The organism is Geofilum sp. OHC36d9, from assembly GCF_052400685.1.
In the GTDB taxonomy this organism is placed as follows: domain Bacteria; phylum Bacteroidota; class Bacteroidia; order Bacteroidales; family Marinilabiliaceae; genus CAZHHH01.
Map to the genome: position 1 here is coordinate 58610 of NZ_JBQTGJ010000019.1, position 15387 is coordinate 73996.

8 protein-coding genes are annotated in these 15387 nt (G+C 37.0%); all 8 read left to right on the forward strand.

The genetic code is table 11. From position 1 onward, the window contains the following. The first annotated feature begins 21 nt into the window (after positions 1-21). The 8 genes from ACT3CD_RS14620 to ACT3CD_RS14655 all read left to right on the forward strand — a co-directional run bounded on the left by ACT3CD_RS14620 (position 22) and on the right by ACT3CD_RS14655 (position 15325). Positions 22-3999 carry a glycosyl hydrolase gene (locus ACT3CD_RS14620; protein WP_444646392.1) on the forward strand — a complete coding sequence of 1326 codons (3978 nt, stop codon included), beginning with the start codon at positions 22-24 and terminating at the stop codon, positions 3997-3999. A gap of 250 nt (positions 4000-4249) precedes the next feature. Then, positions 4250-5914, forward strand: a complete 1665-nt coding sequence (locus tag ACT3CD_RS14625; protein ID WP_444646393.1) for a glycoside hydrolase family 43 protein — start codon at positions 4250-4252, stop codon at positions 5912-5914. A 157-nt stretch (positions 5915-6071) separates the two neighbouring features. Further along, positions 6072-8006, forward strand: coding sequence for a glycoside hydrolase family 127 protein (locus ACT3CD_RS14630; protein WP_444646394.1), 1935 nt, complete (start codon positions 6072-6074; stop codon positions 8004-8006). 117 nt (positions 8007-8123) lie between these two features. Next, positions 8124-9530, forward strand: a complete 1407-nt coding sequence (locus ACT3CD_RS14635; protein WP_444646395.1) for a glycosyl hydrolase family 28 protein — start codon at positions 8124-8126, stop codon at positions 9528-9530. A 331-nt stretch (positions 9531-9861) separates the two neighbouring features. Continuing rightward, positions 9862-11202, forward strand: coding sequence for a hypothetical protein (locus ACT3CD_RS14640; protein ID WP_444646397.1), 1341 nt, complete (start codon positions 9862-9864; stop codon positions 11200-11202). 104 nt (positions 11203-11306) lie between these two features. After that, positions 11307-13622 (forward strand): heparinase II/III domain-containing protein, encoded by a 2316-nt coding sequence (locus tag ACT3CD_RS14645; protein WP_444646398.1) that lies wholly within the window; start codon positions 11307-11309, stop codon positions 13620-13622. 132 nt (positions 13623-13754) lie between these two features. Then, the gene (locus ACT3CD_RS14650; protein WP_444646400.1) at positions 13755-14864 is read left to right on the forward strand and encodes an MFS transporter; all 1110 of its coding nucleotides are present in this window, start codon (positions 13755-13757) and stop codon (positions 14862-14864) included. Between the two features lie 278 nt (positions 14865-15142). Continuing rightward, positions 15143-15325: a hypothetical protein gene (locus tag ACT3CD_RS14655; RefSeq protein WP_444646399.1), complete on the forward strand. Its 183-nt coding sequence runs from the start codon at positions 15143-15145 to the stop codon at positions 15323-15325. The last annotated feature ends 62 nt before the right edge of the window (positions 15326-15387 follow it).

Genomic DNA, 15387 nt, shown 5'->3' on the forward strand with positions numbered 1-15387 from the left:
CAGTAATTTAAAAAAATGAAAATGAAGAGAATTCCAGGATCATACAGAAGATGTTGTTTTTTTATTTTAGGGATAGCTATGCTAGTGTTTCAATTGGCCTGTTCATCTAAAGATTTAAAAATTAAAAATGGTGCTACTCTGGATCAAATGGGAAATTATTTTGTTAATCCTCCCGACTCGGTTAAGCCATGGGTTTTTTGGCAATGGATGAATGGAAATATCACAAAAGAAGGAATAACTCTTGATTTAGAGGCTATGAAAAGAATGGGCATTGGAGGCGCCTTATGCTTTAATAATGCAGTTGGTATTACAAGAGGTCCGGTTGATTATGCTTCTGATAAATGGTTCGATATGACAGAGTTTGCCGTTAAAGAAGCACGACGATTAGGTTTAAAAATAATGTTTCATAATTCTCCCGGGTATTCCGGTACTGGTGGCCCTTGGGTTACGCCGGAAATGAGTATGCAGGAGTTGGTCTGGTCGGAAACTCAAATCTCTCAGAGTAAAAGCATAAAGGTTGTTTTGGATAAGCCGTATGCCCGTATGAATTATTATAAGGATGCTTTTATATTAGCCTATCCTTCGTTACCCGATGAAAAGGGATTAATGAAAGATTATATATCTTCCTTAACTGTAAACGACGTAAAAAAAGATAAATCTGTATTGTGCGATAATAATCCGGAAACAAAAATACGATTGAATAGAAAAGATAATCAAAATGAAGTTATTTTTCAGTTTGATATACCCTATAAAGCTCAGTCTATTACAGTCTATCGGACGGTAAATGAAGAGCCCAATGATTTATTTGATGGTCCTCGTGATCATCCGCCTTATATGGCGCTAGAAGTATCACATGATGGAACAGAATACTCAAAGGTTGCTTCATGGGGAATGCCTCAATTGCGAGAGGGAAATACACCGGGAATGCAAAATTTTAAACCCGTTGAAGCTAAATATTATAAGTTAATAGCCTCTTCGCCTACCTGGCTTTCCGAGGTGGAATTGCATGGTGCTGTTCGTTTAGCAGGATGGCCCGGTAAAGCTGATTTTACCCATGGAAATAGTGGAGGTACGAGGATACCCATATGTACAAAGGACGTAATTTTTCATTCGACAATAATTGATGTTACGGAGAATCTTGATGAGAATGGACAACTGAATTGGGAAGCTCCTTACAAATCAGATTGGACAATTGTGCGCTTGGGCCATACAACGACAGGGGAAGAAAATGCAGCACATCCCGATTCAGGTGCAGGACTAGAAATTGATAAACTTAATCGGGCAGCTCTTGATTTTCAGTTTGAAAAGTTTAATTCTAAGATTGTGGAACGTTTAAAACCATATATAGGTAACGCTTTTCTGGGGTTTACTACAGATAGTTGGGAGTGTGGAAAACAAAATTGGTCTGTCGTTTTGCCTCAAGAGTTTATGAAGCGAAATAATTATGATATAACGTCATGGGTTTTAGCATTAACAGGTCGCATTATTGATAGTGAGGATGCTACACATAAATTTCTGGATGATTTTAATGCTACACAGGTGGAAGTCCTGACGGATAATTACTATGGATACTGGGATCAAAAATGTAACGAAATAGGATTACAATACCACGCCGAACCTTATGGTGATGGGACACTGGATGGACTCACAGCTTGCAGGTATTTAGATGTGCCTATGTGTGAATTTTGGACAAGACATATATATGGAAGTGATAAATACTCAAAACAGGCTGTCTCGGGTGCACATTTATATGGTAAACAGGTGGTTGCGGCAGAAAGTTTTACCGGGATGCCATTAACTTCAAAATGGACGGCTTTCCCTTATGCACTAAAAGCGCAAGGTGACTATTTTTATTCACTGGGAGTCAATAGATTCGCTTTTCATGTTTTTGTACATCAGCCATATACTACTGGTTATCCGGGGATGACAATGGGACCGTTTGGTTCTCATATTGATAGAAATAATACATGGACAGAACAGTCCTATGGGTGGATTAACTATTTATCCCGTTGCCAATATATACTTCAGCAAGGTAAGGCGGTAATTGATGCTTGCTATTTTAAGGGAGATGAGCCGTCTCCTTTAGTTCCTGATGTTTATCCAATGATGCCTGATGGTTATAAATGTGATGTTTTTGGACCGGATGCATTGTATAATCGAATGAGAATTAATGATGGAAAAATTGTTTTACCTGATGGGATGCAGTATCAAATTGCAATAATGGCTCCTCTTAATGAAATCAGACTTTCAACGTTAAAACAATTTAGAAATTTGGTAGAGGCAGGTATGACTTTAGTGGTTAATAATAAACCTCAAAAATCATATGGAAACGAAAGTACTGACTTGGAAGTGAAAATGTTTGTCGATAAATTCTACGGCAATTTGGATGGTGAGAAAGTGACTAAAACAAAGGTTGGGAAAGGTGTTGTTGTTTGGGGGGAGGATCTTAAAACCGTCTTTAATACTAAAAATATCAGACCTGATTTTCTTTATTCGTCTGAAAATGGAGATGCAGTAATAAATCATCTTCATAAAATAATTGGTGGAGAAGATGTTTTTTTTATTTCTAATTATTGTCGCAATGCTGAAAAAATAACTGCATCTTTTAATATTGAAAAGAAATTGCCTGAATTGTGGAATGCAGAAACGGGTGAAATATCAGTAGCTCCGGTTTATAGGTTTGAAGATGAAAGAACAATCATCCCATTTGACTTAAATCCGGCTGAATCTTGCTTTATTGTTTTTCGAAAGGATGCAACAGCAGAAAGAAACATTCAAATAAAGAAGGGACAAGATGTTGTGCTTAGCACTTATGAATTTGAGCGTTTTGATCCGCTTAAATATGAGGATGTTAAAAATGACTTTACAATTTCAGCTTGGTGTAAGCCTGAGACTTATGCACATAGAGGTCGGGGATTTTTAATTCATCCTGTGCAGGGAAGTCTATTATTTGGAAAAGAACATGCCATTTGTGGTATTGGTGTTGGGACAAACGGTGTATTTGTTTACGAAAACAATTGTTCTCTGAAGACAATTTTGACTTATGATAACCCAATTCAAGGATGGAATTATTTAAGTTTGGTTTATAAAAAAGGGATCCCATCACTATATATTAATGGGGAATTAGTTGCTAAAGGTGTGAAATCAAAATTTATTGTTCATCCTGGTTTTCGAACAGGTATGAAATCTAAAGAATTCAACAACTGGTTTGAGGGTGATTGTGAAAATTTGGAGGTTGATAATAAAGCGTTCTCTGATAAACAAATTCGGGATTTGGGTACTGGTAAACTTGCATATTTAAAACAATCGCCGGAAGTTAAACTCTTAGTAAATAACCAACACAATGTGTTGGCTGAATTCATTGAAAATGGAAAATATAGCGTATCTATTAATAATGATATTCATCAGATAATAGATATTACTCAATGTTCATCTGAAGATATTTCTAATCAATGGAAAATTCAATTTCCCAAAGAATCAGGAATTAAAAAAACGTTTGATATGCCGGTTTTGAAATCGCTGATTAAATGTTCTGATTTTGATGTCCAGCATTTTTCTGGTACTTGTATATATCATAGAGTATTTCGTTTAGATTCTATTCTTGATCAAACAAAAATTATGATTGATTTAGGTAGAGTAGAGGTAATTGCAAAGGTTTTTGTGAATGGTACAGAGGCCGGTTTATTATGGAAGCCTCCATTTCAGTTGGATATTACCGGTTTAGTACAACATGGTGTTAATAGTCTAAGGATTGAGGTAACCACTTTGTGGATCAATCGCTTAATCGGTGATGAAAATCTGCCAGTGGAAAACAATTATAGTGTTCATAACTACATTGAAAAATTACCGGATTGGTACATCAATAATGAATTAAAACCCGGGAAAAGAAAGACGTTTAGTGTTTGGAAAAATTATTCAAAAGATAAACCTCTCGTGGAATCAGGATTGTTAGGCCCGGTTTCTGTTATTGTCGCTGAGAAAAGGGTTATTGTTAAATAGTGCTTGCAAGAAAACTTTTGTGTCACATAAGAAAGACCCGTTTTTGAGGCTTGTGAAGCTCGGGAAATGTGAGTATGCTGATGTAAATGATCCTTTTGAGAGCATGCATAACGCAGAAGTTGAACTTTATAAACGGACGCTGCTAAATAGGGAATTTTGATGAAACGAGCCATGATAAAGCATCTCCCACAAAGAAAAATGATTATTTCTGGCCGGTTTCATCTGAGTTTTGAATGGAAAAAATAAACACATGAAGATAATTATTAGTATTGGTTTGTTGATTTGGACATCGTTAATTGGGTGTTCTAATTGTGTGAAAAATGAATTCAAAGAAACTGAAAGTCAAGTTCCTTATGTTTCTGATGTTTGGGTGGCTGATAATGGTGATGGTACATACACTAATCCTATATTGTATGCAGACTATTCTGATCCTGACGTGCTTAGAGTTGGGGGTGATTATTACTTGACTGCTTCAAGTTTTAATTGTAGTCCTGGGTTACCTATACTCCATTCTAAAGACTTGGTTAATTGGTCAATAGTTAATTATGCGCTTCCTCATTTAAATTATAATAAGATTTTTGTTGTTCCTCAGCACGGAAAAGGAGTTTGGGCTCCTTCCATTAAATATCACGATGGCGAATTTTATATCTATTGGGGTGACCCTGATTGGGGAATTTACATGGTTAAAACCAAAAATCCCTTAGATCAGTGGAGCAAGCCTGTCTTGGTAAAAGAAGCTAAAGGAATGATTGATCCCAGTCCCCTTTGGGATGAGGACGGCAAAACTTATTTGATAACAGCATGGGCAGCAAGTCGCGCTAATGTCAATAGTGTTTTAACTGTTTGGGAGATGAATAAAGAAGGAACCGAAATTGTTTCCCAAGGTAAACATGTATTTGATGGCCATGATAATCATCATACCGTAGAAGGTCCTAAAATGTATAAAAAAGATGACTATTACTATATCTTCTGTCCCGCAGGTGGTGTTTCTACTGGTTGGCAGTTAATACTTCGCTCTAAAAATATATACGGGCCATATGAACAAAAGGTCGTGATGCATCAAGGCAATACCACTATAAACGGACCTCATCAGGGGGCTTGGATTGAAACTCAAATAGGAGAATCCTGGTTTATGCATTTCCAGGATAAAGGCGCTTACGGTCGTGTGTTACATTTGAATCCGGTAAAATGGGAAGATGGTTGGCCGATGATGGGTGAAGATATCAATGGAGATGGAATAGGAGAACCTGTAGCAATACATAAAAAACCTGATGTTGGGAAAAAATGGCCCATTTGTACGCCTGCCGAAAGTGATGAATTCGATAATGGTCAATTAGGATTGCAATGGCAATGGGCTGCTAATCAATCTGTAAAATGGGCTGTTCAATTGCCTGGGCAAAATTACTTGCGTTTGTTGGCTTATCCAAAACCGGATGCGAGTACGCCATTGTGGATGGTTCCAAATTTATTGATGCAAAAGATTTCGGCACCTGATTTTGTCGCTACTACAAAAATGAAATTAACACTGGAATGGGATGTGTGGCAAGGGAAAAAAGCCGGATTGACAATTATGGGTAATGATTATGCATATTTGGCAATGTCTAAAGATCATAAAGGTTTTAAACTTGAACTATTTAAAGGTCGCGTTACTGATCGTTATTATGCTATTGAGCAGCTTGAAGAGACCGTTTATTTAGCCAGTAATGAGGCTTATTTAAGGGTGCAAGTAAATTCACCCGGTATTTGTCAATTTAGTTATAGTGAGGACGGAATGATTTTTAAAGAAGTTGGGTTGCCATATCAGGCCAAACCCGAATTATGGATTGGTGCAAAAGTGGGTGTTTTTTCTTTGATGGAGCCAGGAGTTAGAACGGGGGGATATGCTGATTTTGATTGGTTTAGAATAACAAAGTAAGAAAAGGAATTGAGAGGAGGGCTGATTTTTATTGGGTGGTCAATATCAAATGTTGGCGGTGCATTGTAGCTCTCCAAAGCTGTCTCCTTTACCCGCGATATTTAATATAAATCAGCATCAGAAATGATGCTACAGAGAGGTAATAAATAGTAGAATTATGATAAAAACAATTGTAACAGTTTTATTAATAGCAGGGTTTTCTATGTTTGGATTGGCTCAGTCGCATTATCCGGGACAACATACAGATAAATTAAAAATTGCTGAATCTATTGATTTTAAAGCGGAAGCTTTTAATATGTCAGAGGTGAAATTAACCAATTCCCGTTTTACCGAAAATATGCAACGTGATAGTAAATGGATATTGTCTTTAGGTGTTGACAGACTTTTACATAGTTTTAGGACAAATGCCGGTGTTTGGGCAGGCTTAGAAGGAGGCTATGATACAGTGGATAAGCTGGGAGGATGGGAGTCGCTTGATTGTGAACTTCGAGGTCATACAACCGGGCATATACTTTCAGGATTGGCTATGTTATATGGTTCTACAGAAAATGATATATATAAAATAAAAGCCGATAGTATAATTACAGGTTTGGCAGAGGTACAAAAGGCTTTAGGGCAATCGGGCTATTTAAGTGCATTTCCTGAAAATTTAATTGATCGGGTCATCGATGGTAAGCGTGTTTGGGCCCCTTGGTATACTCTGCATAAATTATATGCGGGACTTATTGATCAGTATCTCTATTGCAATAATGAACAGGCTCTTAAAATTGTTTCAAAAATGGGAGATTGGGCCTATAATAAATTATTTGTTTTGTCTGAAGAACAACGTACCACAATGTTGCGTAATGAGTTTGGCGGTATAAATGACTCTTTTTATTGTTTGTATCAAATTACAGGAAAGAATGAATATAAGTGGTTAGCTGAGTTTTTTTACCATAATGCAACTTTGGATCCATTAAAGGATAAAGTAGATAATCTTAGCAATAAGCATGCTAATACATTTATTCCTAAATTAATAGGTGTCGTTCGTGGGTTTGAGATCGGGGGAAATAGTGATTATAAAGAGATCGCTGATTATTTTTGGGATACAGTAGTCAACCACCATTCCTTTTGTTCGGGAAGTAATAGTGATAAAGAGAAGTTTTTTGAACCGGATCAAACTTCGCTGCATTTGAGTGGATATACGGGGGAGTCATGCAATGTATATAACATGTTAAAGTTAACGCGTCACCTGTTTTGTTTGGATGCTGATGTGAAATATGCTGATTATTACGAAAAAGCACTTTTTAACCATATACTCGGACAACAAGACACAAAAACCGGTATGGTAGCATATTTTTTACCCATGTTACCGGGAGCGTATAAAGTGTATAGTACTCCGGATAGTTCATTTTGGTGTTGCGTAGGTACCGGATTTGAAAATCAGGCTAAATATGGAGAAGCGATTTATTATCATACAAATACGGATTTATTTGTTAACCTTTTTATTCCTTCACAATTATATTGGAAAGAAAAAGGAGTTACTATTATACAGCAAACACAATTCCCGAAAGAAGGGAAATTGACTCTTTGGGTTAATAGTGAAAAACCTACCCTATTTACATTAAAGTTAAGATATCCATATTGGGCTAACAAAGCTTCTGTAAAAGTGAATGGAAAGAAAATTAAAATAAGTAATCATCCGGATAGCTATATAGCAATTAATCAAATTTGGCGCAATGGAGATAAAGTTGAAGTTGAATATCCGATGGTGTTAAAAATAAATCCAACACCGGAGAATCCAAATGTTGTTTCAATATCCTATGGACCAGTTGTGTTAGCTGCAAAAATGGGGACAGAAGGGATGGAAGCTCCTGCTCCTTATTCCAATCCTAATTTGCACAACGATTATTATACTTACAATTATCATATTCCGGAAAATTTATGTAATGAGCTGAATTTAAACGGAAAGAAAATATCAAGTTGGTTAGCCCCTGTCGAAGAAGAATTTAAATTTAGAGGTGTCGATTCAGCAACGGGTAAGGTGTATGAATTTGTGCCTATATCTGATTTGCATAGAGAACGCTACATTATGTATTGGAAATTGCAATAAATGTCCTAAATCCATTTAAAATTCAACATATAGTGTGGTATTAGCGGTACACCTGTATTCTTGAAGTGGTTTTGTGATGGTTGTTTTTGTGTCTGCGGATTTATAAATATCAAACAAATGAAAGTTAGGAGAAAATGTGTTTTATTCCTGTTTTTAGCAATGGCAGGTCGTGTTATGTGCCAAAATTTAACGGTTTATGATGTGCCCCCTGAGTTGAAGTACTCTGCCCATAATGATGATTTTACAGTTCAGGTTCGGGAGATGGACGGAGAATGGATGGACTTGTTCGAGTATAATGTTAAAGTTGATTTAGATAAGCTTCAGAATGCTTCTATGGTAACATTTGATTGTGCGGGAATAATTGAAGTTAGGTGTAGAAAAAATAATGGACTTATTGAAGATGTTAAAATCCGGCCTTCAGCTCTAATGATTAAACCGGAAATTGCAGGAAATACTTTTAGCTTTTTTATTGAAAAGCCATGTCAGTTATCTGTCGAAATAAATGGCGATAGGCTTCATAATTTGCATGTCTTTGCTAACCCGATATTGAAAAATTGTCCCGATATTAATGATGATAACGTAATTTATTTTGGTCCGGGATTTCACCAACCCGGTGATTTGCCAGGTGATGTTTTTCACATTCCTGGTGGTAAAACAGTTTACATCCATGGAGGTGCAGTTGTTAAAGCTAAGTTTTTTATTGATAAGGCTAAGGATGTTAAAATTGTTGGACATGGAATTGTTTGGCAGCCTGAGCGTGGTGTTGAAATCCGTCACTCTAAAAATGTGTATATCGAAGGCCCTATATTTATTAATCCTTCTCATTATACAATTTATGGCGGACAAGTAAACGGTTTGGTTATTAAAGATATAAAGACTTTTAGTTCTAGGGGATGGGCCGATGGTATTGATCTGATGTCTTGCTCAAATGTGAAAATTGATAATGTGTTTTTACGTACCTCTGACGATTGTATTGCGATTTATGGGCACAGATGGGATTTTTACGGCAGTTCAAGAGATATAAAAGTGAGAAACGCAATTCTTTGGGCTGATGTTGCCCATCCTACTAATATTGGTTTGCATGGAAACGCTGCTGCCGGTGGCGATACCATTGAAAATATCCTTTTTGAGAATATCGATATTTTGGAGCATGATGAAGACGACGCCAATTATCAGGGCTGTTTAGCCATTAGTAATGCCGATAATAATTTGGTCCGAAATATTACTTACGCTGATATTCGTATTGAACAGGTGCAGGAGGGGGCGTTGTTTAATTTTAGGTCTGTATACAACAAAAAATACAGTGGCGCTCCGGGTCGCAATATCGAGAATATCGTATTGAAGAATATCTCATATACGGGCGGTTTTATAAATGCTTCTGTTGTTGGAGGCTATAGTAATGACCGAATTGTTAAAGGTTTACGCTTCGAGAATGTGTTGGTGAATAAAGAAGCTTTTTCTATGAAGAATAAGTCTCATGTTGTTGTTAATGAGTTTGTCTCAGACGTTGAAACGGTTAAATAGTCCTTGCAAGTGCTTTTAATGAATATGTAATTATAATGACATGAAATTTAGCCGGTTAATCGTAATGATTTTAGTGATTGGAATGAATTGGTCTATTGCTAATTCGCAGGTATATCAATGGTGCATTCCTGTTAAAGGTGTTATATCTTCTGAAACAAATGATAATCCTACAGCATTTTTATGGATTCCTGAAAATTGTAGGCAGGTTAAAGCTGTCTTGTTAGGACAACACAATATGTCCGAGGAAGATTTGTTTAATCGTCCATATTTTCGGGAGGGTTTGGCTAAATTGGATATAGCACTGGTTTGGGTGTCTCCTGCTTTTGATTTTGTGTTTGATTTCACAAAAGGAGCAGGTAAGCACTTTGAAAATATGATGAATGATTTGGCACAAGTCTCTGGTTACAGAGAGTTGGCGAATGTACCGGTTATACCCATTGGACATTCAGCTTGCGCCAGCTTTCCATGGAATTTTGCGGCTTGGAATCCGCAACGAACATTGTGCGCTATTTCACAACATGGTGACGCTCCATTAACTCTTTTAACGGGTAGCGGTCATCCAAATCCCGATTGGGGGAATAGAACCATTCAAGGTGTCCCAGGAATAATGATTGAGGGTGAATATGAGTGGTGGGAAGCACGTGTCCAACCGGCGCTTGATTATAAAAGCAAATATCCAAAAGCTGCTATTTCATTTTTATGCGATGCCGGACATGGGCATTTTGATGTGTCAAAGCAATTGGCTGATTATATTCTTTTATTCATAAAAAAAGCCGTTAAATATCGTTTGCCGAAGCATCAAAACATTGATGATGCTCCAATTTTAAAATCCATTTACCCCGAAACAGGATGGTTAAAAGAGCGTTGGAAAAAGGATACTATACCAACTTTTGAGGCTGCTCCATATAACAAATATAAAGGAGATAAAAACGAGGCTTTTTGGTATTTTGATAAAGAAATTGCACAAGCAACAGAAGACTATTATCAAAGGGTGCGTGGCAAGAAAGAGCAGTACATTGGTTTTACCCAAAATGGAGCTTTGCTTAAATTTGATGAAAATCTGCATGCCAGAATGGTGGGCGCTTTTGAACCGCAGAATGATGGTTTAACATTTAGTTTAAATGCAATATTTACTGATACTTTACGTCAAAAAGCTTCAAATAATCACGCCCCTGGAAAACCTTTATTATCAAAAATATGCGGTCCTGTTAAACAGGTGGGCGATACCATTTTTGAAGTGAGTTTTTATCGTATGGGGTTTAATAGTAAAAAAAGAACTGGAGATATATGGTTGTTGGCAAGTCACCCTGGTAATGAGGTGTATAAAAGCACCGTTCAACAGTTCAATATGCGAATTCCGCATCGAAATAGGGAAGGTGCACAACAGAAAATAATTTTTTCTCTGCCAGACAGCATTGTATTCCTCTCAAAAATGACAAAAGGGGAAAAGATAAAATTAAATGCGACTGCTACATCTGGCCTTCCTGTCCATTACTACGTGTATGAGGGCCCTGCTGAAATTAATAATGGTATGTTAGAGTTTAAGAATATCCCGCCACGAAGTAAATATCCGATAAAAGTAACTGTTGTAGCCTGGCAATATGGGAGGAATATTGAACCTAAAATTCAAACTGCCATTCCTGTAAAACAGTCTTTTATAATTGAGAAATAAAGCTTGTGTGTAATCATTAAGTATATGATGAACAGGGTGGTTTGTATTAAAATTCTGAATATTATTAAAAACTTGGGTCCGAAGGACTTTATAAAATTAGAAGAATGAAGAGAATTGTATTAGTTGTTTTGGTACTGATGGTTACATTATTGATGTCTGCTCAAAGCCATAATTATTTGTTGCATACTCAGTATAATGTGGAACGGCTAAAAAAGCAAATAAAAAATGATAGTGCAGTAAATATGGCCTGGAAGGTGCAATTGGACAGAGCTAATGAACTGGTGAAACGTAGTAATCTTGCTGCACAGGATTGTCAGGAACTGGGGTTGGCCTATCGTATTACCGGAGATAAAAAATATGCGCAAGCCTTAAAAAATATTTTAATGGACTATTCCTCGCGTGATACATGGGAAGGGGCGGATTTATTAAACCGGAATCCGCCATGGAAAGGCGGTTTGCCTACATCACATACGGGTTTTTATATTAGTATTGGCTACGACTGTGCTTATGATTATTTAACAGCCATAGAACGCAAGCTTATTGCAAAAGGCATTGTACGTGTTTGTATCAATCCCCTGAAAGATAATTGGCTTGATTCCGGTGATAGCTTTCACACTTTCGACACCATGGGACATAATTGGTGGAGTGCCTGTGTCTATATGGCTGGATTTGCTTCTTTAGCTATTCAAAACGAAATTCCCGAAGCCAAACAGTGGGCTGTCGATATTGCTAAAACCATCACTGAATGGGTCGGGTATACTGGTAGTGTTTTGCAGAATAAACCTCGTAATTTTGATCGATCCGGAGGCTTTTACGAAAGTGTCAATTATGCTTCCTATGGAATTTCTCAATATTTATTGTTTCGCTTGGCTTTTAACAATTGTTTGCCCGAAATTGAACAACCCAAGGTTGATCAATTAAATAAAATAGCTGATTTCTTTATTCATACAACATACTATACTAATGATGAAGGTCCTATGTCTGTTAATTTTGGCGATAGCTCTATTAGAAAAAATGGGAATGCTGTCGTTCTATTATTATGGAATCTGGGTTTTCAAAAAGATGATTATGCCTGGTATTTACAACGGGTAAATAGTGGAAAAGATAAAGAAGGGCTTCAGTTGAATACGCCAAATGGCTTGATCCTTCATCCTGATATGCCAATATTACCGGCTGATTATAAACCTACACTTTCCAAATCTCAATTGTTTGCCGACATTGGATGGGCTACAATGCGCAGCTCATGGGAAAATGACGCGACATTTGTTGCTGTTAAATCAGGATTGACATGGAATCACACGCATGCGGATGCCGGCTCGTTTATTGTTTTTCATAATGGTAAATACTTGATTATTGATGCCGGTAATTCATCCTATGGCAATCCTCTTTATACCCAATATTATTGCCAGAGTGAAGCGCATAATGTTGTCTTGTTCAACGATAAAGGACAAGATAGAAACGATCCCTATTTTGGCGTTGTTAACCGTGGGGCTCTTTACAATATGATTGATGGAGGCGACTTTAAATATTTGTTGGCGGATGCTACGGGTCCATATTCACGGTTTCTGAAGCGTAATTACCGTAGTTTTATTTGGGCAGGCGATGTTTTATTGGTTATTGATGATTTGTTAGCGTATGAACCCGGACAGTTTCAGTGGCTTTTACATTATAATGGCGTGTCAAAACGAAGAGGGTTGGATTTGTCGATTAAAGACGGTGATGCAGAAGTGTTGGTGCGCCCCTTATTTCCTGAAACGTTTCCAAATGGCGGATTGCCTCACGATTTTCCTGAAAAAATGCGTCTTGATGAAAAATCCGGTTATGAGGACCACCATCCTGAAAATAAAAAATCGTATTGGGCTATTAGTCACTTTGAGCAAACTTCGCGTACCAAATTTATTTCAGCAATCACGTTTAAAACTGATGAAAACAAAGATAACCTCCCGGTTATTGAACGTTTTGAAGGTGACGATTTTATTGGTGTTCGCATCACTCAAAATGGCAAAACTATCGAAGTTTACTTGAATTTGTTGGCTGATGGTCGCATAAAACATCGTAATAGTGTGATAGAAATGAATGGTTGGCAAACAGATGCATATTTGTCTGCAATTACATACAACGAAGGCGAAAATGGCTCAGATATCAGTAATATCAATGATTTATTCATTGGCCATGGCAGCTATCTCAGACGCGATGGTAAAGTGTTGATGCATGCCTTGTCGAAATACTCTGCTTACATCAAAAACTTTAATGATAAACAAAATATGATATTCCAGGGACAACCTGATGTAACCCTAAGTATATACTCTGCTGCAAAATCTTCGTCTGTAAATCTGAATCGTAAAACAGTTAAAGGGGTATATGATCCAAATACAAAGTTGTTAAAAGTTAGAATTATATCCGACGAGTTAAACGATTAGTAATCAGGATGGGGTGTTGTTGTGCAGCTCTTGTCTGGTGTTTGTTGAATTTCTTACTTAATATTTAGTTATATGACAAAGAATAAGTCAAATATTTCCGTGATAATGCCGATTTTATTCGGGTTTTTTATAATGGGTTTTTGTGATGTGGTTGGTATTACAGCTTCGCATGTTAAAGAGGATTTGTTGGGTGACTACAGTCCTGCTTTCAGAGATACTTTGTCTAATCTTATTCCTGTGGCATTGTTTTCAATGTTTTTGATATTCTCTATTCCTACAGGAATATTGATGAATAAGATTGGACGAAAAAAAACAGTGGTCTTAAGTAATTTAATAACTGTGGTGGCTATGTTTATTCCTTTAATCGAATATTCTTTTATTATGTCGTTAGTTGCATTTGCATTGTTGGGAATTGCCAACACTATTTTGCAAGTGTCGCTAAATCCACTTTTGACAAATGTTGTTCAGGGTGATAAATTAACCAGTAGTTTAACTGCGGGGCAATTTGTAAAGGCTATTTCGTCTTTGAGTGCCCCTTTTATTGCTGCATTTGCCGCATCTCAACTCGATAATTGGCAGTATATTTTCCCGATTTATGCGGTCATTACTATTTTGTCAACGGTATGGTTATTGACTACTTCAATTGACGAAGGCCCTGCGAAAGTTGAAGCCAGCTCATTTAGAAGTGTCCTGGAAATATTAAAAGATAAAACAATTTTTTTGTTATTCTTAGGAATTGTGTTTGTGGTAGGGGTTGATGTTGGAATGAATACGGCTGCACCTAAAATTTTAATGGAACGTTGTGCTTTAGATTCTATACAGGCTGGGTATGGCTCTAGTGTATATTTTGCCTTACGTACAATTGGGGCTTTTATCGGAGCTTTTGTTTTAGCGAGGTTTTCATCATCTAAATATTTTAAAATTAATATTGTTATAGCGGCTACGGCTTTGGTCTTTCTTATTTTTATCTATGACAAGATTGCTATTTTTGTGTTGTTCGGTGTTATTGGGTTTACAATTGCGAATGTTTTTTCAATTATATACAGCATGGCCATTCAGGCTCGTCCTGGTAAAGGAAATGAAATCTCGGGGCTGATGATAACTGGTGTGTTTGGAGGTGCGGTTATTCCATTTGTTATGGGTGTCTTGTCTGATATTTTAAATTCTCAGGTGGGGGCTGTTTATGTAATTTTAGCCGGGACCATCTACTTAACTTTTGCTGCGTTTGCATTAAAAAGGTAATACATAAATTTTATATAATTGTTACTTGTGCTTGTCCGAAAACTGATGTGGCAGATAAGGGTACTTCATTTTTAAAGCTTGTACAGCTTGAGAAACGGGAGCTTACTCCTGTATATGGCTATTAGCAGGTAAAACTTTAACAGAGCCTTCGGTAAAATTATAACAGCTTCGGTAAGGTTGGAACAGACAACCGAAAAGTTGGAACAGTCAACCGAAAAGTTAGATCAGACAACCGAAAGGTTGGAACAGTTAACCGGAAAGTTGGAACAGGCAACCGAATGATTGGAACAGATAACCGAAAAGTTGGAACAGACAACCGAAAAGTTAGATCAGATAACCGAAAGGTTGGAACAGGCAACCGAATGATTGGAACAGATAGCCGAAAAGTTGGAGCGGGCAACCGAAACATTGTAACAGCCTTCGGTATATATAGAATGGCTGAATGTAATGTAATATCCTAAATTAGCTTGACAGATTTTACAACATTACTTGAATGGGATACAAACATAAAACATCATACTGG

Coding starts and splice junctions, on each gene's coding strand:
- ACT3CD_RS14650 (WP_444646400.1), top strand. CDS start 13,755: ATGGGTTTTTGTGATGTGGTTGGTATTACAGCTTCGCATGTTAAAGAG.
- ACT3CD_RS14625 (WP_444646393.1), top strand. CDS start 4,250: ATGAAGATAATTATTAGTATTGGTTTGTTGATTTGGACATCGTTAATT.
- ACT3CD_RS14630 (WP_444646394.1), top strand. CDS start 6,072: ATGATAAAAACAATTGTAACAGTTTTATTAATAGCAGGGTTTTCTATG.
- ACT3CD_RS14620 (WP_444646392.1), top strand. CDS start 22: ATGAAGAGAATTCCAGGATCATACAGAAGATGTTGTTTTTTTATTTTA.
- ACT3CD_RS14655 (WP_444646399.1), top strand. CDS start 15,143: ATGATTGGAACAGATAACCGAAAAGTTGGAACAGACAACCGAAAAGTT.
- ACT3CD_RS14645 (WP_444646398.1), top strand. CDS start 11,307: ATGAAGAGAATTGTATTAGTTGTTTTGGTACTGATGGTTACATTATTG.
- ACT3CD_RS14635 (WP_444646395.1), top strand. CDS start 8,124: ATGAAAGTTAGGAGAAAATGTGTTTTATTCCTGTTTTTAGCAATGGCA.